This window comes from Helicobacter suis, from assembly GCF_902196135.1.
In the GTDB taxonomy this organism is placed as follows: Bacteria; Campylobacterota; Campylobacteria; order Campylobacterales; family Helicobacteraceae; genus Helicobacter; species Helicobacter suis_A.
Genome location: NZ_CABIKE010000001.1, coordinates 205,267 through 224,760, shown reverse-complemented (window position 1 = coordinate 224,760; position 19,494 = coordinate 205,267). Strand labels below are relative to the sequence as shown.

Here is a 19,494-nt window from a genome sequence, read left to right as displayed (position 1 = left end):
TACAACCACTGCTAAAGTTAACCCCCGCATTTAAAAGTTAGGGGATTAAATTATCAAAGCCTACAGCCTATCTTATAGATCTTCTTTTTAGAGTTAGGTTTTTAGCTAGTGGTGAGAAAATCAAACTTTAAATTTATTGAGTTCATGGTTAAAAACATCGGCTGTTTTGTTTAAAGAGACGCTAGCTTCTGAAACCGCTTGGATATTTTTTTGGTTAGTCGTGCTTAATTCACTGATTTTATAAATCTCTGTGATGATTCCTTGTGTGAGGGTGGCAACCTCTTTAAAAGCCTTTGCATCCTCAACAGTGGCGCCAATGATAGTTTGGATACTCTTAACATTGCCATCTACGACTGCTTGCAAATTAAGAGCGTCTTGGCTTACTTTTACAATCTCTTGGGCATTGTTATTTAAATCTTGGCTAATATCATTCACACTTTGCACCACACCATTAATGCTACTATGGATTTCTCCTAAAGATTTTTGGGTTTTTTCAGCTAACTTTCTAACTTCATCAGCCACCACCGCAAACCCGCGCCCGTGTTCACCGGCTCTAGCCGCTTCAATAGCCGCATTAAGGGCTAATAAATTGGTTTGATTGGCAATTTCTTCAATAATGGTTAATACCCCTTTAATCTCTTGTGTGTCTAGAGAGGTACGCTCTAATCTATTGGAGTGTTCTACACTGGTTTTAGCATTATTTGCCAAATGGGTACTAAAGCTTTCTATTTTGGTGCGCACTTCTTCTAGGGCATTTCCAGTTGAAACTAAATTTGTGTTATTGTGCTGCGCGCTACTGGCTCCCGTGTGGATATGCCCCATGATTTTATCGCCATTTTTAAGTACTAAGGCAATTTTTTCTGTTTCTTTTTCTGCGCAATTTTTTGCATCCTCAGAACTTTTTTGTAAAATTGTAGCAATATGAGAATTTTCAGAGCTAACCTCTTTAATTTGAGAAACAACCCCCTGTGTTTTTTCTAAAAACGCATTGATATTATAAGAAATATTGGCAATTTCATCTTTGCCCTTGACGCTGAGTCTCTTAGTGAGATCACCCTCTTGGAAGACAAGTTCTTTAATCAAATCTCTTAAATTAATCAGAGGTTTAAAGAAAATATGAATCACCCCAAAGAGTATCATTAAGATTAACAAAATCGCGCTAATAGCAATAGCAAACAAAAGAGTCTGTAAACCCCTCAGGTTTTTAAACGCATCTTCTTTATTGATCACCCCTAAAATCTTCCACTCCAAACCCGGCACTGTGGTGAAGACAAAAAACTTTTCCACCCCTTGAGCGTTATGTTCTATAAAACCACTCTTATTAGCAAAAATGGTATCTGTAAGTTCTTTACCTCCCGGGTAAGAATGGCTGTTGTAGTAATTAGAACCGGCTTTAAATTTAGAGGAACGGATGATAAAGGCTTTTTTATCTAAAACATGGACGCGTACGCCATTAAAATCAAATCTACGCCCATTTTTAGCCATAGATTCTAAACTAATATCTGCGGCTAGTACCCCCTCCTAAAGCCCCATTTTTAAAAATAGGAATACTATAGGTTAGGGTTATTTTTTTAGTAAACATGTCTTTATAAACATCGCTAATAACTAACCCTTGTTTAGCCATAGCCTCTTGATACCAAGGGCGTTTTCTAGGATCATAACCCTTTGGAACTTGCCCCATCGTGCCAATTGTGCGCCCATCTACAAGGCCTACATAAACATTTTCAGCATTTAACCCATCGCGTACAAGGGAAAAAACCTTAATAACACTAGGGATATTTGTAAACTCTATTTGTTCTAAATCTTTCACGGTGTGTGCTAATGCACTACTCATAGAGTCATTCCACTCTTTGAGAGAATAAGAAATAAGAGTAACAGCTGCATCTGAGGAATGGCGGATTGCCTTAGTGATATTAGAACTGACAACAATGTTAACAACAAACATCATTATGCTAAAAGCAACGAATAATAAAGTCGCTAAAATTAATAAAATTCTAGTTTTAAAACCCATATAAAAGCCTTAGATAATATATAAAATAATATCCAAGCTAATCTTAAGTCTGAGCCACTCTGGCACCAAAAGCTTTTTAAAGTAAGTTTCAGCTTTGTTATAATGAAAATATAAAAAATATAATGGAGTCTTATATCTTATGTGTCTAGCCCTAACTCCTGTGCTAAAAATTTTCCCGTATAACTCCCTGTTTTAGAATGGTTTTTAGCTAAAGTGCTTGGCGAACCTGTGGCAATAATTTTCCCGCCTAAATCCCCCCCCTCAGGGCCCATATCAATAATATAATCCGCGTTTTTCACAATATCTAAGTTGTGTTCAATCACCACCATAGAATTACCTAACTCTACGAGCGAATGCAAAACATTTAAAAGAAGTTGAATATCTTCAAAGTGTAGTCCTGTTGTGGGTTCATCTAAAATATAAAGGGTTTTACCGGTATCTTTGCGGCTAAGTTCCTTAGCTAGTTTAATACGCTGGGCTTCGCCTCCACTTAGTGTCGTCGCGCTCTGCCCTAAAGTGATGTAGCCCAAACCCACATCAATTAGTGTTTGTAATTTACCCGCAATTTTAGGGATTTTACTAAAAAATTCTAGCGCCTCCTCCACACTCATAGCCAGCACATCAGCGATAGATTTATTGCGGATTTTAATGGCTAGGGTTTGGGGGTTATATTTATGCCCCTTACAGCTATCACACTGCACTAAAATATCGGGTAAAAAATGCATCTCAATTTTAATTTCTCCTTCGCCATGGCATTTCTCACAACGCCCCCCCTTGATATTAAAACTAAAACGGCTTGCGCTATAGCCTAAAATCTTAGCCTCTTTGCTTTGGGCAAAATACTCACGAATATCATCCATCACGCCTGTATAGGTGGCTGGGTTACTTCTTGGGGTTCTGCCTATGGGGGCTTGATCTAAATAAATCACCTTGTCTAAATGCTCCAAACCCTCACATAGCCCACTCACAACCCCCTTTTTAGCGTGATTAAGCCGCTCTTGTGCAAGGGGCAAGAGAGTTTGTAAAATTAAAGAGCTTTTCCCACTCCCACTTACCCCGGTTACACAGACAAATTGGCTTAGCGGAATTCTCACCTGCAAGTTTTTAATGTTATGCAGATTAACTTCTTTAAGCTCTAAAAAATGCGCGGGTTTCTTTAGAATATGAGGCGGGCGGGTGATGTTTTTAAGCCCTTGTAGATAAAGGGCGGTGGGGTGGCTACTTTTTAAAAGCGCCTCTATCTTGCCACTAAAAATCACCTCCCCGCCGTGCTTACCCGCTTTTGGTCCAATATCTACCACAAAATCTGCTTGCTTGATTGTCTCTTTATCGTGTTCTACAATAATAAGTGTATTGCCCTTTTGCTGGAGATTTTTAAGGGTTTTAATCAGCTTAAGGGTGTCTTTTTCATGCAAACCAATACTAGGCTCATCTAGCACATAAAGCACCCCGGTTAAACCGCTTCCAATTTGGCTAGCAATGCGGATACGCTGGCTTTCTCCTCCGCTTAGTGTGCGTGCATCACGGCCTAAAGTCAAATAGCCTAACCCTACATCTACTAAGAAAAACACCCGCTCCATAATTTCTTTTAAAATGGGTGTAGCAATGCGCCTTTCTTGCGGGTTTAAATAATTAAAATGCCCTTCCTCTTTTAAAAAAGCATACACGGCGCTAATGGGCATGTCTAAAAAATGAGAGATATTAAGCCCAGCAACTTGTACGCTTAAAGAAGAGGGTTTAAGCCGATGCCCCTGACAACTTGGACAAATTTTTTCGCCCATGTATTGTCCCAAATCATGGCTATCTTTAAAGATGTCATAGGCAATCTGGACAATGCCAAGCCAAGGCCTTTCTAAACTCTTTTGTTTCCAAGAAAAACGGATTTCTTTACCATTGCCATACAAAAAAGCTTCTTGTTGTGTGGGGCTAAGCTGGTTAAAAGGTTTTAAGGGGTCTAAATGATTGGCTAAACAAAACCCTTCAAAAAGCGCCTTGTAATAGTTGTTGTGGCTTAGAATTTGGGTAGCCTCTTGCAAGGGACTATTTGGATCAAGAATTTTATGAATATCTAGCCCTAATTTAGTACCAAGCCCTAGACATTCCTCACATGCCCCTTTGGGCGAATTAAATGAAAAACGCAAGGGCTCTAAAGGTTCAAAGCTAATTTTACAATTAAAACAGGCCAAATGTTCGCTGTAGTGGCGGCTTTTATGGCTCTCTAAATCCAAAACTTCTACCCGCCCAAACCCCTCAGCTAACGCCTTTTCTATAGCATGTGCCATGCGCGCTTGATTTTCGGTTCGCACCTCTAGGCGATCGGTGAGTACTTTAAGGGTGTGTTTTTTACTTTTGGCTAGTTTAAGCGGCTCATCAAGACGCACTAAAACCCCATCAATTTGGGCGCGCACAAAACCCTTTTGGCGCAGGGCCTCTAAAGTATCTGTAAAACTACCCTTTTTATCTTCAATAAGGGGGGCAAGAATGAGGATTTTTGCTTGCTTAAAATCTTGTTGAATCTGATCTAAAATATCGCTAACACGCATAGAACTAATAGGCGCACCGCAGTTATGGCAGTGTTGCGATCCAATGCGGGCAAAAAGTAGGCGCAAATAGTCATAAATTTCAGTGATTGTACCCACAGTCGATCGCGGGTTTTTGCTAGTGCTTTTTTGATCAATGGCTACTGCCGGGATCAAGCCTTCAATTTTATCCACAGCGGGTTTCCCCATTTTGTCTAAAAACTGGCGCGCATAACTGCTAAGCGATTCTAAATAGCGCCGTTGCCCTTCTGCATACAGCGTATCAAAGGCTAGAGTACTCTTACCCGAACCACTCAGACCCGTAAAGACAATGAATTGGTTTTTAGGGATTTCTAGATCGATGTTTTTTAAATTATTTTCCCGAGCGCCGTAGATTTTGATGTGATCTAGCAAAGAAACTCTTTATGGTGGAGTAGCCTCGTATTATACTCCGATTTTACAAGAGTGAGTTCTTAGAATAAAAAAATACAAAAATTCTTGTTTTCTGAGTTTAAACATGTTATGATCGCAGTCTAACTTAATTTTTGATTATGGTGTTAAAGGATAGTGATGAGAAAGTTTCTACTCGGTGTCCCTCTAGCCTTTGGGGTAATGGGGGTTCTGGTGGCAGAAGAGAATGGTACATTTGTTGGGGTTGGTTATCAGATTGGGCAAGGCAGAATGAATACCAATCTTTACAACACAACAGAAGGTGGGGTAAGTTACCCTCCAGGAACGGGTCCTAAATACAACAACTGGCAGGGCAGGAATGTAAGTTGGCATGCTAAGTATGGCAATGGGGCTATGAATGGCTTTGGCGTGATGATTGGTCAAAAGTTTTTCTTCAAAGTCCCCAATGCTAAAACTAAGTGGGCAGGTATTCGCTATTATGGCTTCTTTGATTATGGGCTTTCTGATTTGGGGCCACAATATAGTTTGGTAGGTTATGATCAAAATGTTGTCTTAAACATGACTGCTTATGGTATCGGGGTTGATGCTTTAGGTAACTTTATTGATCGCAAAAATGCGAGTGTGGGTGTGTTTGCAGGCTTTGCCATTGGAGGTAATACTTGGCAATCTAGCGCTCTTAATGCATGGAAAGCTGCTATTCGCGCCCATGACCCTTATGCTTCTTTGGCAGGCTTACCTAGCCATGGGAATTTTAATGTGTGGTTAAACTTTGGTTTTCGCACCAATATTTATAAACACAATGGTGTAGAGCTAGGGGTTAAGTTGCCTATGCTGGTTAATAAATTTATCCGAACCGCAGGGTTGTACTACAGCTTGAAGCGCGATTACTCTTTATACCTAAGATATATCTACACTTTCTAAAATCTTTCTAATAGCAATTAACGGAGGGGCTGTTTTTGTAGCGTTTTGATGAGGGTAGTAAATAAAATCCCCTCAAAGATAGCAGCTAGCAAGAAAGAATAATAAGTATCTTGGTTGATAGCCCCTACCCGCAAGCCTACGCTAGCAGTGGTAACCAAAAAGGTTAAGGGCATAGAGGCACTTAGTGCGAATAATACCGTGCTTTTGCTCTTATTAAAATGTGTCCTAAAGAGTAAAAAGCTGGTGCTAAGGTGCAAATAAAGCATGGCAACCATGACTAAACAGGCATGGGTGATGATGGTGTAGTTGCCTAGTACTAAATGCAAGTTTAGGGTGGAGCCTACATGGATAAAAAAGAGGGGGACAAAAAAGCCAAACCCTATATCATTAAGCTTGTCAAATAATTCGTGTTTGTGGGGGAAAAAGGTAGAAACTAGTGTACCGGCTAAAAAAGCCCCCAGCACCATTTCTAGCTTAAGCCACGCTACAATCCCTACTAAAATAAAGAAAAGGGTGAGTGTAAAACGGATGTCTTGATTGGCCTCATTACTTGGCATGATCCAAGCTTTTAACCCCGGAAACCACCAAAACAAAATGCCAAATATTTTAATAAGGCTAGCAATAGCAAGTAAGAAAACAAGTAAAACGCTCAAGGCTCTGTATAAATTCATGCTAAAGCCGTGCAAATAAATCCCATCCACCACCACAAGTAAAACAATGCTAGTGAGCTCACCCAATACCCCCACCTTAAGCACTAAATCTAGCCATGGCGGTTCTTTGCCATAATCGCGCACTAAAGTCATGATCATGCCCAAACTCACAATGGGCAAAGCAATAATATAAAGAGCAGGCAGATGCAAGCCTAAAACGATGAGAGTAGAGGTGATATACAAAATGGCAAAGTAGCCAAAAATTCTTTTTAAAACAGCCTTTTTAATCTGTTTAAACATGTATAAGTCTACTTCCATGCCACAAAGAAACATTAAAAATAAAAACCCCACCTCAGCTAGCATGTCAAAACTATGATTAGATCTAATCAATCCAAAATAAACCCCCAAAGCCCCTAGCAAAATTTCTAAAACAGCCACCGGCATTTTAAACAGACGACTCATATAAGGCGCTAGTACAATTAAAGGCGCAATGGTGGCTAAAGTGAAAAGATCGCTCATGTTAAAAAGCGCAATTCTAGGGCTTTTAAAAGGGCTTGAGGATAGAGTTGGTATTCAAGTGTATGTACTCTTTTTTCAAAATCCTCTAAACTTTCTTCTTTTTTAACTTCTAAAGCCTCTTGTAAAATAATAGGCCCGCTATCTACTTTCTCCTCTACAAAGTGCACACTCACCCCCGTGCCCTTTTGACTCAAAAAACTTTGTTTGATCGCGTCTTTGCCCTTGTGTTCTGGTAAAAAAGATGGGTGGATATTAATTGTGAGGAAGTGCTTTAAAAACTTAGGACTTAGAATCTGATTAAAACCGGCCAGACAAATCAAATGGCAAGGATATAAAATTTCAAACAGCTCTTCTTCATTAGAACACACCACACAGGGCATATTTAGTTGTTTACAGCGCTTTATACCCATAGCCTTAGGGTTATTAGTTGCGCAAATCTCTACTTTTAAGATAAGAGGTTGGTTGTTTTGTAAACGCATAAGGGGTTTAAGATGCAAGGTTTCTATGAGATTTTGCATGTTAGAACCCTGCCCACTAAAAAGAATACCAATTTTGAGCAAAGAGGAGGGCAGGGAATCTAGCAAAGCTTGCATGCATATCCTTTAAGTTTTAGGGTATGTTAGCACATTTTAAGCACTTGTGCTATAATGGTCGTTTATTTTAATTTTTGGAGTCTGCATGTCCTCAAAACATTCGTTTCAAACCGAAATTAACCAGCTTTTAGATTTAATGATTCATTCGCTTTACTCCCATAAAGAAATCTTTTTAAGAGAGCTTATCTCTAATGCCTCTGATGCGCTAGATAAACTCAATTATCTAACCCTGAGCGATGAGAAATACAAAACTTTAGAATTTGTCCCCCGCATTGATCTAAGCTTTGATGAAAAGGCTAAAACTTTAACCATTGTAGATAATGGCATTGGCATGGATGAGGCCGATTTGATCTCTAATCTAGGCACTATCGCTAAATCTGGTACGAAAAGCTTTTTATCTAATTTAAGCGGGGATCAAAAGAAAGATAGCGCGCTGATTGGGCAGTTTGGGGTGGGGTTTTATTCTAGTTTTATGGTGGCTGATAAAGTTGTGGTGCAGAGTAAAAAGGCTTTAGATAGCCAAGCTTATGCATGGGTGAGCGATGGCAAGGGTAGTTATGAGATTAGTCCTTGTGTTAAAGAATTGCAAGGTACACAAATTACGCTTTATCTCAAAGAAGAAGAAGCTAAGTTTGCGAGCCGCTATGAAATTGAAAATATCGTTAAAAAATACTCTGAGCATATCCCTTTCCCTATTTTTCTAACCTATACTGAAAGCAAATTTGAAGGCGAGGGGGATAATAAAAAAGAGATCACGGAAGAGAAATGCACCCAAATTAATAGCGCTAAAGCCCTTTGGCGCATGAATAAAAGCGAGCTTACAGAGGAGGATTACAAAGAATTTTATAAAAGCTTTGCCCATGATAATAGCGCACCTATGGCGTGGATACATAACAAAGTTGAGGGGCATTTAGAATACAACACCCTTTTTTATATCCCTAGCACAGCACCCTTTGATCTGTTCCGTGTGGATTATCAATCCGGAGTTAAACTTTATGTTAAGCGGGTTTTTATCACCGATAATGATAAAGAACTCTTGCCCCAGTATTTGCGCTTTATCCGGGGGATCATTGATAGCGAGGATTTGCCCTTAAATGTGAGTCGCGAGATTTTGCAGCAAAATAAAATCCTAGCCAATATCAAAAGCGCCTCCACTAAGAAAATCCTAGCCGAATTTGAACGCTTAAGTGAGAATGAGGAAGACTATAAAAAGTTTTATACACAGTTTGGGCGGGTGCTTAAAGAGGGCTTGCATAGCGATTTTGAAAACAAAGATAAGCTTTTAGATTTATTGCGCTTTGCTAGCTCTAGCGGGGCGGAGTTTCTCTCTTTTAAATCTTATAAAGAAAACATGCCAGCTGATCAAAAGAGCATTTATTACATGTTAGGCGATAATTTAGATCTATTAAAAGCCTCTCCGCTTTTAGAAAAATACGCCAAAAAGGGTTTTGATGTCTTGCTTATGGGCGATGAGGTGGATAGCTTTGTAATCCCGGGCATAGGCGAGTATGAAAAAATACCCCTCAAAGATGCTAGTGCTGCAGAAACCCTTAAAGAGTTAGATTTAGCTGAAGTTAGCGAGGAAGAGAAAAAAGAATTTAGCCCCGTACTGCAAGCTTTTAAAGAAGCGCTAAAAGAGGAAATCAAAGATGTTACTTTGGCTAAAGATTTGAGTTCTGCGGTGATGTTAGTAGGTGAGGAGCAAAGCGCGATGATGGCTAATTTAATGCGCCAAATGGGTCAAGATGTCCCCAACCAGCCTAAAACTTTAGAACTTAATATTAGTCATGCCATTATCCAAAAACTCAAAGAAATTGAGGATAAGGCTATTCTTTCTGATATAGCCCATCTGCTCTTTGATAGCGCTAAGCTCTTAGAAAAGGGTGCACTTAAAAACGCTAAAGCCTTTAGCGAGCGACTTAATAAAACCATTTTACGCGCCTTTTAATGCGCCTTTTAATGCTAGCTCTGCTGGCTTTTCCTTTATGTGCTAAGCCTCTTGTGATTGCAAGCGATTTAAGCAACCAAGAGGGGTTTTTAGATTTACTCCAAGAGGTTTTTCAACAAGATAACTCCCAAAAAATTAACTGGATCAAACCCCCTAAGCATATTTGCATGGCACAGGGCTATATTCTCTCTAAAAGCGCTTTGCAGGGTAGCAAAATCAAAGCAGAAAAAGCGCTTTTTCAAGAGGAATTATTACTCTTAGGTTCTAAACAATGGCAAGGCTATTTTCAGGGTAAAAAACCGGCTAAGGTGCTTCATATTTTAAAAAATACGCCCCACCTTAAAATGATGTTACACACCTTTAAGCCCTACCAGTCTAGCGATTTGATTTTAATTAGTTACCACCTGTATTTACAAAAGAAAAACACCCTCCCACCTCTGCTTTATAAACCTTTGCATATGCGCTATTTTTGGGCTAATCCATGCCATTCACAAGAAGGTAAGATTTTTTTAAAATGGCTAGAAAGCCCTAGAGCTCAAGAGAGCATACAAGGTTTTCGCATAGATTACCACACTATCTTTACCCCGCTAAAAGGTTTGTAATGGGCGATGCTATTTTTGTTTTAGACTTTGGAAGCCAGTATACCCAGCTTATTGCTAGAAGACTGCGCGAAATAGGGGTGTATGCAGAAATCTACCCTTATCACTGCCCCCTAGAGACTCTTTTAGCTAAAAAACCCAAAGGTTTTATTTTAAGCGGGGGTCCGGCAAGTGTTTATGATAAGGAGGCTTATTTTTGCGATCTACAAATTTTTCAAAGTGGCTTACCTATTTTAGGGATTTGTTATGGCTTACAATTAATCGTTAAGGTCTTTGGTGGGGAGGTAAGACTTGCTAAAGAGCAAGAATTTGGCAAGGCCAATTTAGAGCTTTTAGACACGCATGCTTTGTTAGAGGGAGTTAGCGGGGGTGTGGTGTGGATGAGCCATGCTGACTATATAGAGGTTTTACCAGTAGAATTTAAAGTGTTAGCACAGAGTGAAAACGCCCCCTTTTGTGTCATTGCACATAAAAAAAGGGCTATCTTTGGCCTGCAATTCCACCCGGAGGTAGTGCACAGCACACAAGGCAAGGAGATTTTAAAAAACTTTGCACTTAAGATTTGTCAATGCAAGCCTAGTTGGAACATGCAATTTTTTGCAGAGAAAGAAATCTTAAAAATTAAAGAGCAAGTGGGCAAAGAGCGGGTTTTATGCGCGGTGAGTGGGGGGGTGGATTCAAGTGTGGTGGCGTGTTTGTGCTCTCAAGCTTTGCCCGGGCAACTAGAGGTGGTTTTTGTAGATCACGGACTTTTACGGTTAGGAGAAAAAGATCAGGTTGTTAAAATGTTTCAAGGGCTTTCTATCCCTTTACATGTTATTGATGCAAGCTCTTTATTTTTAGAGCGCTTAAGTGGAGTAGTTGATCCTGAGAGTAAACGCAAAATCATAGGGCATACTTTTATAGAAGTCTTTGAAAAAAAGGCACAAGAATTAGAGGTTAACGGTAAAATCAAGTTTTTAGCACAAGGCACTTTATACCCGGATGTGATTGAATCAGTGCGCATTAAAGGACCTTCTGAGGTGATTAAGTCCCATCATAATGTAGGCGGGTTGCCTGAAAAAATGGATTTTAAACTGCTTGAACCCTTAAAAGAGTTGTTTAAAGATGAAGTACGCGCTTTGGGATTGGAGTTAGGTTTGCCAGAGTTTATGCTTAAGCGCCACCCCTTCCCCGGGCCCGGGCTAGCGATTCGTATTTTAGGGGCTATAGATTCACAAAATCTAGAGATTTTAAGAGAGGCAGATGCCATTTTTATAAAGGCCTTGCAACAAGCTAATTTTTATGATCAAATCTGGCAGGCCTTTTGTGTGTTACTCAATGTGCGCTCAGTGGGGGTAATGGGCGATAGGCGTACTTATGAAAATACTTTAGCGCTTAGAGCCGTGCAGGCTAGTGATGGCATGAGCGCGCAGTGTGCGCCTTTGCCCTTTGCTTTTTTAGAGGAAGTGGCTAGTCAGATTATCAACAAAGTTAAGGGGATTAACCGCGTGGTTTATGACATCACCTCCAAACCCCCGGGAACTATTGAATGGGAATAGAATTAAAAGGGCTATATGCAATCAGTGATGAAAAACTCACACCCTATCATAATTTGCCAAAATTACTTGAACAGGCCATTTTAGGCGGGGTTAAACTTTTCCAGCTTAGGGATAAAAGCCACTCAGATAAAGAATTGCGCGGACTAGTTAATGAACTCTCTTTTTTATGCGCAGAAAAAAATGTGGGCTTTATTTTAAATGATAGATTAGAGCTAGCGCTAGAGTGTGGGGTTTTTGGGTTACATCTAGGCGCTAAGGATACTTCTTTGCAAGAGGCGCGATCGCTTTTTAAGGGGGTGATTGGTGTCTCTTGCTATGGAGATTTACAAAGGGCTTTAAAAGTACAACAAATGGGGGCAGATTATGTTGCCTTTGGGGCCTGCTTTGCCTCACGAACTAAGCCAAATGCCCCCCGTATTGATTTAAAAATTTTACAAGAGGCCAGAGTCTGTTTAAAAATCCCAATCTGTGCTATTGGAGGAATCACGCCCTTTAATGTAGATCAATTAGGGAATGTAGACTTAGTGGCGGTGGTGGCGTCTTTGTGGGTAGGAGATGTACTAAAGAATGCGCAAAGTTTAAGCGAAAGCAGAAATTCTAACTTGTAGCATAATACTAGCATTAGAGTTTGCCACCCGCGCGCTAAAGCATTAGATGCATGCTAAAGGTTTTGTGCAATAAAGCTAGAGTAAGGGGCTAAAAACAGCCATATAAATTATACAAAATTCTAAAAACTCTACCATTTTTCATGTCTTTATTTTGTAGTCAAAGCTCTTGGCTAAATTAGCCTAGCAAATGGCGGCTCTATTGCTTGATTTAAAAATGAAAACTAGTTAAAACTGGCATGGTTGCAACTCAGTTAGTCTTATAGCTAGCCTTAAGGATTAATTCTCTAGCTTAAGCAGGGGGTGTGTTAAAACTTCTTAAGCAAGCTTATTATGTTTAAAAGACCCAAGGTGGCTTTCTAACTTCTCTAGAATACTTTGATGGATACTATTGGGGCTTTTAGAGGCATTTAAAATATGCGTTTTAAGCTTTAACATTTGGCATGCCTCTAGTAAGCGTTTTTGTGTGTGTTCTAAAAATGCCACTCCCTGAGATTCAATACAATCCATAGAGGTTTTTTTATCTAGCCTTTTTTTTAACTCTCTATGATCTAGTTTTAAAACAAAAACAAGATCTGGCATTACTTCTAATAGCCCATGTATTTTATGTAAATCAATGGCCTCTTGTAACAAATAGGGCGCATAAGCAAGCCCTGAGATTAAAGAACGATCGCTAAAAATTAACCGGTCAGAATTAGGTTTGATCACCTCCTCTATGTGCAGACTTCTATCTGCTAAAAAGAGTAAAAATTGAGCATGGCTAGATAGTTTATGATCTAAAATTTTTTCGCGCAAAGCTTGACCCAGAGGTGTACCCCCGGGTTCTTTGGTGAATAAGGCACCGCGAAAGGTTTGTTTTAAAAGATTGATTTGGGTACTTTTACCGCTGGTATCTATCCCCTCTATGGCAATAAACATCAGGCGTTCTTTAAGATGAATTCTAAAACTGCGGGAGGAACTAGGTGCTTTATTTGCCCCTTATGGCTTAAAATACTGCGCACAACAGAGGAACTAATAAAAGTATTTTGTAAGGAGGGCATAAAATATAATGTTTCTAAATCCGGATTTAAAGATTTGTTAGCATAACACATTTGTAACTCAAATTCAAAATCACTCACCGCCCTAAGCCCGCGGATTATACACCGGCAGTTATTTTCTTTGGCTAAATCAACTAATAACCCCTCAAAGGCTAAACATTTGACATTGGATAAATGCGCTGTGGCAAGTTGTAACATTTTTAACCGGTTAGCAAGAGAAAACATGGGGCACTTCGCGCTAGATTTAGCTACTGCCACTATTAGATTATCAAATAATTCACTGCCTCTTTGGATAATGTCTAAATGCCCATTAGTGATTGGATCAAAGGAGCCCGGATAAATGGCTAATTTTTTAAGCATTGGCTTTCCATCTAGGATATAAGCAGTGGGAAATACCCAAAGCGTCTAACCACTTGCCCACTAAAAATAATTCCATGTCTTTTAAACTTTTTGGCTGTATGTAGTAGGTGAGTAGGGGAGGGGCGATAATGGCCTGTGCTTTTGCTAGAATGAGTAAATTTTCTAGGGCAATGCTATGCAAAGGTAATTCTCTAGGGGCTAATAGTAGTTTTTTTTGTTCCTTAAGCACTACAGCAGCCACGCGGCTTAAAAGATCATCACAGATTCCATGCGCGATTTTACTAAGCGTATTTAGACTAGCTGGAATAATAGCCATCGCATCTATGCCAAAACTTCCGGAGGCTATGGGGGCATCAATTTGTTTATGGCTAAAGAGTTGCAAAGGTCTATGCCAATTTTTAAGAGTCTGTTTTAAATCTATATTCATTTCAGAGCGCGCTACTTGTTGGGCATGTGGGCTAAGAACGATAAATAAATCAATCTCTGTAGGCACACACTCTAAAAAGCGCCAAGCTAGCTGTATCCCACTAGCCCCGCTAATGCCCACTACTAATTTCACAGCACCTCTCCTTTTAATAATCCGGTGATTCTAACCTGTACCACCTTTTTACTGCGCACATTTAATGCCTGAATCACTTGGTTTAACACACCATTTTCTAGGGCTTGTAAAGAGGTTTCTAAAAAAAGAGGGCCTTCTTTGAATGTGGCGCTAAAGATTTCATGTTTATAAATTAAAATTTTAGGCCCCACTCTATCTATACTTAAAATGGTATGGGGGGCTATGAAACTGCGCGCGCTGCTATTATTGATATAAGAGGCATCAATGGGCAAGGTATTAAAGTGGGTGAAAGGGATATTTTCAGAATAAGTATTACTCGCATCTAAATTTTGATCTTTTCTAAGCATGGTTTTACTTTTATAAATACCAATAGAGGCATTTAGGCTATATTTAATCCAGATTTTTTGATCTAAACTTAACACACCCTCTTTATTGAGAAATTGTTGCGTGCGCCATTGTAGATCCTCAGGGCTAGCGACTTTTAAAATCTGATCTAGCATTAACATGTTGCCACTGGCTAACTCTACTTTAATGGCTTGGATTTTAAAAGGGTATTTGGCATAAAACCGGGTGTAGGCTTTAGAAATAGCTTGTTCTAAAAGAGAAAGTGAAGGTTTAGCAAAAAGCCCGGTTAGACAGATAAAAAATAGCAAAAAGCGCATTAGGCCTTCTTAATCATAGAAGCCATAAGCCAATAAGTATTAGACTCAAAGCGCACTTGGATACGATTCTCATTTAAAGCCTCAATCACACCCTTACCAAAGATGTTATGCATCACACAATCCCCAATCTTTAAAATTTGGCATGGCAATTTGGCTTCTTTTAAAAAATGAGAAGGTTCTAAACCTGCTTGGAGTGTTCCAAAATAATTCCTTTCTTGTGCGCTACATAAATAAAGTTCCTCTTTAGCGCGTGTGATAGCCACATAGCCCAAACGGCGCTCCTCCTCTTGATTCTCTGCATTCTTGTAAGGGAAAAAATCCTCCTCAAAGCCTATAACAAAAACCACGCTAAACTCTAACCCCTTAGCTTTATGCACAGTCATGCATTTAACGCCCTTAGAATCTACAATAGGGGTTTCTAAAATGATTTGTTCTAAAAAATCTTGTACACTAGCCACGCCCTTTAATTCTAAACTATCCTCCATGCAACTTATAAAAGTCTCTTCTAAGCGTGAAAGATAATTTAACTCCTCTTTGGCCTCTTCATCAGAATTGGCTAGCTCTTGCTTTTCTAGCTCTTCTTGACATATTCTAAAATAACTTGTAAAAAGAATACGCGCTTGTTCTATATTTTTGATAAAGCGAGCATCTTTTGCCAGATCAAAAAGAAGGGTAAAAAAATCCTGTAAAGACGCATAGGCACTTGGGGATAATAGGGGTTTTAATAAGCCTGCTTGATAGACTTTAGCAATGCTGCTTAATTCTCTAGCGCATAGATTTTTAATTTTATCTAAACTGCTTTTACCGATGTGTTTGAGTTTAGGTAGTAAGCGCAAAATGCAATCATCTGCATTAGAATTTATAAGCGCATGTAAATAGGCTAGGCGATCTTTGATGATAGCCCGTTCATAAAAACTAATATCGCCTATGATCGTGTAGGGGATTTTAGCCTGTAATAAACCTTTTTCTACCTCTTTAGAGAGACAATTAAAGCGGTACAAAATAGCCATATCCTCATAGACAACCCCCCGATTAGCCGCTTCTAAAATCTTTTTAGTAATAAAGTCGTTCTCTTCTGTGGTGTTTGTGAAGTGCGGGGCTTCTAAATTTTTACATGGGACTTTGTTTTTCTGGCTAATTAAGGTTTTTTGGTAGCGGTGCTTATTGTGGATAATGAGCTCATTAGCACAAGTTACAATTTCTTCTGTGGAGCGGTAATTTTGTTCTAGTTTGATAATTTTAGTTTGAGGAAAATATTCAGGGAAATTTAAAATATTTTCTATATCCGCCCCTCTAAACCCATAAATGCTTTGATCATCATCGCCCACCGCACAAAGATTCTCATGGGCACAACAAAAGGTTTTAATGAGTTTAAGCTGGAGGGGGTTTGTGTCTTGGTATTCATCTATAGAAATGTATTGGTAGTGTTCACTTATACACCTAGCCAATTCTAAATCGTAGTTTAAAATCATATAAGGCAAGGCAATTAGATCGTCAAAATCCACCCAGTTTTCTTTTTCTAAAGTTTCTGTGTAATACATAAAAGCACGCCACACATCTTTACATTCATCTTGAGTGATGAGGTGGTTTTTAATCTGTGAAAAGCGTTTCATTAAATAATTTAAAAACATTCGATCATCATCTATACGCGTATCTTTTTTATAGGCAAGTAAAGCGGGTTTTAAGGCCTTTAAAAGTTCATTAGGGTGTTTAAGCTCAAAATCTAACCCCCGCCCCAAGCGCTTCATATGCTGTTTTAAAAAGTTAAGCCCAAAGCTATGGAAAGTACAAAGCGTGGGTTTATAAGTACGCCTACCTATTAACTTCATGGCGCGCTGGTGCATTTCACTTGCTGCTTTATTGGTAAAAGTGAGGGTTAAAGTGTTCTCAGGGGGAATTCCTACATAACCAATTAAATAGGCTAAACGGGTGGTTAGCGTTTTAGTTTTGCCACTGCCTGCTCCGGCTAAAACAAGCAAGGGACCTTGTACATGCTCTACCGCTCTTTTTTGTGCCGGGTTAAGATTTTGCATGAGAGTCTCTATTTTATTCATGGCAAATCCTGCGCATTCTGAGGGGTTTTGATTTGGAATTGATAATAAATGGAGTGGAAGTTATAGCTTTTAATGGTATTAAAATTAGTTAAAGCCGATTCTAAATCCCCTAGTCTTTGATAAAGTAAGCCTAGCCCAAAGCGCACATCGTAATTTTGTGGATCGATGTTTTTAGCCAATTCTAAGATCAAAGCCGCGCTATCAAATCGTTTTAAAGCGATATAAGACAAGCTAGCTAGTTCATACACTTCTATTTCGTGATCGCCTGCTTTATCTAGCAAGAAGTTATAAATAGAAATAGCTTTTTCAAATTTTTGTTGGAAGATACTCATCAAACCTAGCATGCGCAATAAATCCATTCTATCCTCATCATTTGAAGCAGCACTCAAACGGGTATTGAGCGTCTCCTCTTGGCGGTTTGATAACCCGGTGATAAAGCCCAGAAATATATATAATTTTCTAGCCAAAACCGCGCCATGGATGAGTTTGTCAAAATCCACTTTTTTACTAGTTAAAAAAGCATAAGCGCCTAGTATTTGGCGGATATCCCCGTGGTATTTAAGCATCATCTCATACATCACATTAGTGAGCATATCCGTAGGGCGCATTTTTTTAAGCGCGCTAAAATACTGTACTAGCCTTTTTTTATCATCCGCACGGTGGGCATAAACCACCCCTAAAGCATAGTGGATACTTAAAGGTTTGGCAATCTTATCCAACCAGCTTAAATCATCATTGTTTGTATCATTAAGGTAGTTGATAAAGGAATTTAAAAAGTCTCTTTGGATTCTATCTTTAAAATGCAAAGTTTGAAAATCTGTGGTGATTTTTTTAAGTAGCACACTAGGATCGCGATAATCTAGCCGTTCTGCAATCACAGCAAAAATACCGGCTAAAACATTGTAATTATTAAGATAATAGGCTTTTTTAAAGTGAAAAGAGGCGCGGTGGAAATCATCTAGTTGGGCATAGATTAGACCGGTATTGTAGTGGGCAGTGGAGCTATAAGGATTAGCCTCTAAGGAGAGTTTAAATTCTTTAAGGGCTAGGCGTAAATGAGAAGTACCAAGATATTTAAACCCGGCGATGGTGTGTAAATCTGCACTGCTGGTATTTCTACCTTTTTCTAAGGAATTGATCGCATCTATAAAATCTTGATTAATGCTAGTGTCTACAGAAAACACCCCTTCATGGATAGCATTTAAAGAATTTCTTAAATCCATAAATTTAAAAGGCGCGTAGTAAAAGAGAATTCTACCGGTAGGAAAACCCACCCCATCGCGTAAATTTGTACTCCAAAAACTTTTACGAATCGCTTGTTTATCAAAGAAATGCCGGTTGAGTCTAGGCTCAATCGGGTAGGTATCGCTTAAAATTTTCTCTTTGTGCTTGTCTCTTTTGAGCCCATGTAATAAAGCGCCTAAAACATTTTGCGCCCCTATAAAATTTCCCATGCGCAAGGTAATCAGTTCTAAGGCTACTAAGACTTCTTGATCATCTGGATAGGCATCATTATAACGGCGCAAGGATCGAATAGCCCGGTCATAATCCCCCATTCTGGCATATAAAAGCCCTAGAGTTTTATCATCTTTAGAGGTAGCGGCATTTTTAAGATATTTAATTGCATTTGCCTCATCTCCAAACATCATGAAAATCTTAGCGGCTAAACGATTTCTTTGCGCGCTAAATAATTCTGTATCTGGATTAATTAAAGCCGAAAGGGTTTCAAAATAATGCCCCCCATAATACAAACTAAGCGCATAGGTGTAGGGGTAAATGGGTTGTTTATCCAGTTGGACTAAATGATCGGTTGTGAGTTTTAAATAACGGGTGTATAGATCCATATTGTTGAGATAAAAGGCAGAAACCATCGCATCAATGGCATTGACGCTAATATTTTCTTGAGTTAAAAGAGCATCCTCAAAGAATTTTAAAGCCCCGCTATAGTCTTTTTGGCGCATTTTAAGCACCCCTAAATTGTGGTTAGCAAGATTAGAGGAAGTGTGCGAGATTTTGCCAAAAATACGCAAAGCCTCATCGGTTTGCCCTTGTCTGTAAAGAATATCTGCCTTTTCAATCATGGTGTTGATATGCTCTTCATTCAGATTAACATGGGAAGTTTCTTTTAAAACCGGGAGATTATTTAAAACAGAACCTTGACTTTGTTCTATTTTACTGAGTTTTCTGGATTGTTGGGCGGCGGCTTCTTTTTGCGCGCTACTTTCCCCAAAACGCCGGTTATGCGCCACAAAACTCATGATCAGTGAAACAACAACAATTAAAGCAACAAGCCCCGTTCCTCCCAAAACAGATAAATACAGGCGGGGTCTACTTCTAAGGGCGATAAATTTTTCTCTAAAAGTTTTAGCCTGTAAAACTTCTAATAGCGGGCTTTCTTGGCTAAAGAGGCGTTTTAAAGCTTGGACAAAGTTTTCTTTAGGCGGGGTTTGTGGGGTTTGTGGGGTTTGTTGTGTTTGGGGGGTTTCTGGGGTTTGATCAACCATG

16 protein-coding genes are annotated in these 19,494 nt (G+C 39.2%); 5 read left to right on the top strand and 11 right to left on the bottom strand.

What is annotated here, in order from left to right; translation table 11 throughout:
- Positions 1–120 precede the first annotated feature (120 nt).
- From G6Q06_RS01125 to uvrA, 3 genes are all read right to left on the bottom strand, one after another.
- Positions 121–1,485, bottom strand: a complete 1,365-nt coding sequence (locus G6Q06_RS01125; RefSeq protein WP_163565439.1) for a methyl-accepting chemotaxis protein — start codon at positions 1,483–1,485, stop codon at positions 121–123.
- Positions 1,486–1,495: 10 nt separating this feature from the next.
- Entirely contained in the window at positions 1,496–1,945 is a 450-nt protein-coding gene (locus G6Q06_RS01120; protein WP_163565438.1) for a cache domain-containing protein, read from the bottom strand.
- A gap of 203 nt (positions 1,946–2,148) precedes the next feature.
- Positions 2,149–4,944, bottom strand: a complete 2,796-nt coding sequence (uvrA, locus tag G6Q06_RS01115; RefSeq protein ID WP_163565437.1) for an excinuclease ABC subunit UvrA — start codon at positions 4,942–4,944, stop codon at positions 2,149–2,151.
- A gap of 156 nt (positions 4,945–5,100) precedes the next feature.
- Between uvrA and G6Q06_RS01110 the strand changes: the two genes are divergently transcribed.
- Entirely contained in the window at positions 5,101–5,862 is a 762-nt protein-coding gene (locus G6Q06_RS01110; RefSeq protein WP_163565436.1) for an outer membrane protein, read from the top strand.
- A 17-nt stretch (positions 5,863–5,879) separates the two neighbouring features.
- On the opposite strand, the gene G6Q06_RS01105 is transcribed toward G6Q06_RS01110, so the two are convergent.
- Both G6Q06_RS01105 and G6Q06_RS01100 read right to left on the bottom strand, forming a co-directional pair.
- Positions 5,880–7,031: a cation:proton antiporter gene (locus G6Q06_RS01105; RefSeq protein ID WP_205435723.1), complete on the bottom strand. Its 1,152-nt coding sequence runs from the start codon at positions 7,029–7,031 to the stop codon at positions 5,880–5,882.
- Complete coding sequence (locus G6Q06_RS01100) at positions 7,028–7,624, bottom strand: formyltransferase family protein (protein ID WP_163565435.1); 597 nt, start codon at positions 7,622–7,624, stop codon at positions 7,028–7,030. Before G6Q06_RS01100 ends, G6Q06_RS01105 begins: the two co-directional genes overlap by 4 nt.
- A gap of 85 nt (positions 7,625–7,709) precedes the next feature.
- Here G6Q06_RS01100 and htpG point away from each other — a divergent pair, with 85 nt between their 5' ends.
- The 4 genes from htpG to thiE are packed head-to-tail and all read left to right on the top strand — an operon-like array spanning position 7,710 to position 12,320.
- On the top strand, positions 7,710–9,572 hold the full coding sequence (htpG, locus tag G6Q06_RS01095) for a molecular chaperone HtpG (RefSeq protein WP_163565434.1): 1,863 nt from the start codon (positions 7,710–7,712) through the stop codon (positions 9,570–9,572).
- An 11-nt stretch (positions 9,573–9,583) separates the two neighbouring features.
- Positions 9,584–10,174, top strand: a complete 591-nt coding sequence (locus G6Q06_RS01090) for a hypothetical protein (RefSeq protein WP_240329137.1) — start codon at positions 9,584–9,586, stop codon at positions 10,172–10,174.
- The gene (gene guaA, locus G6Q06_RS01085) at positions 10,174–11,712 is read left to right on the top strand and encodes a glutamine-hydrolyzing GMP synthase (RefSeq protein WP_163565432.1); all 1,539 of its coding nucleotides are present in this window, start codon (positions 10,174–10,176) and stop codon (positions 11,710–11,712) included. The genes G6Q06_RS01090 and guaA overlap by 1 nt, the downstream gene beginning before the upstream one ends.
- Positions 11,703–12,320 (top strand): thiamine phosphate synthase, encoded by a 618-nt coding sequence (gene thiE / locus G6Q06_RS01080; protein WP_163565431.1) that lies wholly within the window; start codon positions 11,703–11,705, stop codon positions 12,318–12,320. The genes guaA and thiE overlap by 10 nt, the downstream gene beginning before the upstream one ends.
- 315 nt (positions 12,321–12,635) lie before the next feature.
- Here thiE and tmk read toward each other — a convergent pair whose 3' ends face one another.
- The 6 genes from tmk to G6Q06_RS01050 are packed head-to-tail and all read right to left on the bottom strand — an operon-like array spanning position 12,636 to position 19,493.
- A complete protein-coding gene (gene tmk, locus G6Q06_RS01075; protein WP_240329136.1) occupies positions 12,636–13,235 on the bottom strand; it encodes a dTMP kinase in 600 nt (199 codons plus the stop codon).
- The gene (gene coaD / locus G6Q06_RS01070) at positions 13,235–13,714 is read right to left on the bottom strand and encodes a pantetheine-phosphate adenylyltransferase (RefSeq protein ID WP_163565430.1); all 480 of its coding nucleotides are present in this window, start codon (positions 13,712–13,714) and stop codon (positions 13,235–13,237) included. Before coaD ends, tmk begins: the two co-directional genes overlap by 1 nt.
- Entirely contained in the window at positions 13,707–14,273 is a 567-nt protein-coding gene (locus G6Q06_RS01065) for a UbiX family flavin prenyltransferase (RefSeq protein WP_163565429.1), read from the bottom strand. Before G6Q06_RS01065 ends, coaD begins: the two co-directional genes overlap by 8 nt.
- The gene (gene flgA / locus G6Q06_RS01060) at positions 14,270–14,935 is read right to left on the bottom strand and encodes a flagellar basal body P-ring formation chaperone FlgA (RefSeq protein WP_163565428.1); all 666 of its coding nucleotides are present in this window, start codon (positions 14,933–14,935) and stop codon (positions 14,270–14,272) included. Before flgA ends, G6Q06_RS01065 begins: the two co-directional genes overlap by 4 nt.
- The gene (locus G6Q06_RS01055; RefSeq protein WP_163565427.1) at positions 14,935–16,989 is read right to left on the bottom strand and encodes an ATP-dependent helicase; all 2,055 of its coding nucleotides are present in this window, start codon (positions 16,987–16,989) and stop codon (positions 14,935–14,937) included. Before G6Q06_RS01055 ends, flgA begins: the two co-directional genes overlap by 1 nt.
- Entirely contained in the window at positions 16,986–19,493 is a 2,508-nt protein-coding gene (locus tag G6Q06_RS01050; RefSeq protein WP_163565426.1) for a tetratricopeptide repeat protein, read from the bottom strand. Before G6Q06_RS01050 ends, G6Q06_RS01055 begins: the two co-directional genes overlap by 4 nt.
- Between the last annotated feature and the right edge of the window lies 1 nt (position 19,494).

What these genes read in the sequence shown, in the direction of transcription:
- G6Q06_RS01125 (WP_163565439.1), bottom strand. Translation starts at nt 1,485, where the DNA reads ATGGCTAAAAATGGGCGTAGATTTGATTTTAATGGCGTACGCGTCCAT.
- G6Q06_RS01120 (WP_163565438.1), bottom strand. Translation starts at nt 1,945, where the DNA reads ATGTTTGTTGTTAACATTGTTGTCAGTTCTAATATCACTAAGGCAATC.
- G6Q06_RS01110 (WP_163565436.1), top strand. Translation starts at nt 5,101, where the DNA reads ATGAGAAAGTTTCTACTCGGTGTCCCTCTAGCCTTTGGGGTAATGGGG.
- G6Q06_RS01105 (WP_205435723.1), bottom strand. Translation starts at nt 7,031, where the DNA reads ATGAGCGATCTTTTCACTTTAGCCACCATTGCGCCTTTAATTGTACTA.
- G6Q06_RS01100 (WP_163565435.1), bottom strand. Translation starts at nt 7,624, where the DNA reads ATGCAAGCTTTGCTAGATTCCCTGCCCTCCTCTTTGCTCAAAATTGGT.
- htpG (WP_163565434.1), top strand. Translation starts at nt 7,710, where the DNA reads ATGTCCTCAAAACATTCGTTTCAAACCGAAATTAACCAGCTTTTAGAT.
- G6Q06_RS01090 (WP_240329137.1), top strand. Translation starts at nt 9,584, where the DNA reads ATGCTAGCTCTGCTGGCTTTTCCTTTATGTGCTAAGCCTCTTGTGATT.
- guaA (WP_163565432.1), top strand. Translation starts at nt 10,174, where the DNA reads ATGGGCGATGCTATTTTTGTTTTAGACTTTGGAAGCCAGTATACCCAG.
- thiE (WP_163565431.1), top strand. Translation starts at nt 11,703, where the DNA reads ATGGGAATAGAATTAAAAGGGCTATATGCAATCAGTGATGAAAAACTC.
- tmk (WP_240329136.1), bottom strand. Translation starts at nt 13,235, where the DNA reads ATGTTTATTGCCATAGAGGGGATAGATACCAGCGGTAAAAGTACCCAA.
- coaD (WP_163565430.1), bottom strand. Translation starts at nt 13,714, where the DNA reads ATGCTTAAAAAATTAGCCATTTATCCGGGCTCCTTTGATCCAATCACT.
- flgA (WP_163565428.1), bottom strand. Translation starts at nt 14,935, where the DNA reads ATGCGCTTTTTGCTATTTTTTATCTGTCTAACCGGGCTTTTTGCTAAA.
- G6Q06_RS01055 (WP_163565427.1), bottom strand. Translation starts at nt 16,989, where the DNA reads ATGAATAAAATAGAGACTCTCATGCAAAATCTTAACCCGGCACAAAAA.
- G6Q06_RS01050 (WP_163565426.1), bottom strand. Translation starts at nt 19,493, where the DNA reads ATGGTTGATCAAACCCCAGAAACCCCCCAAACACAACAAACCCCACAA.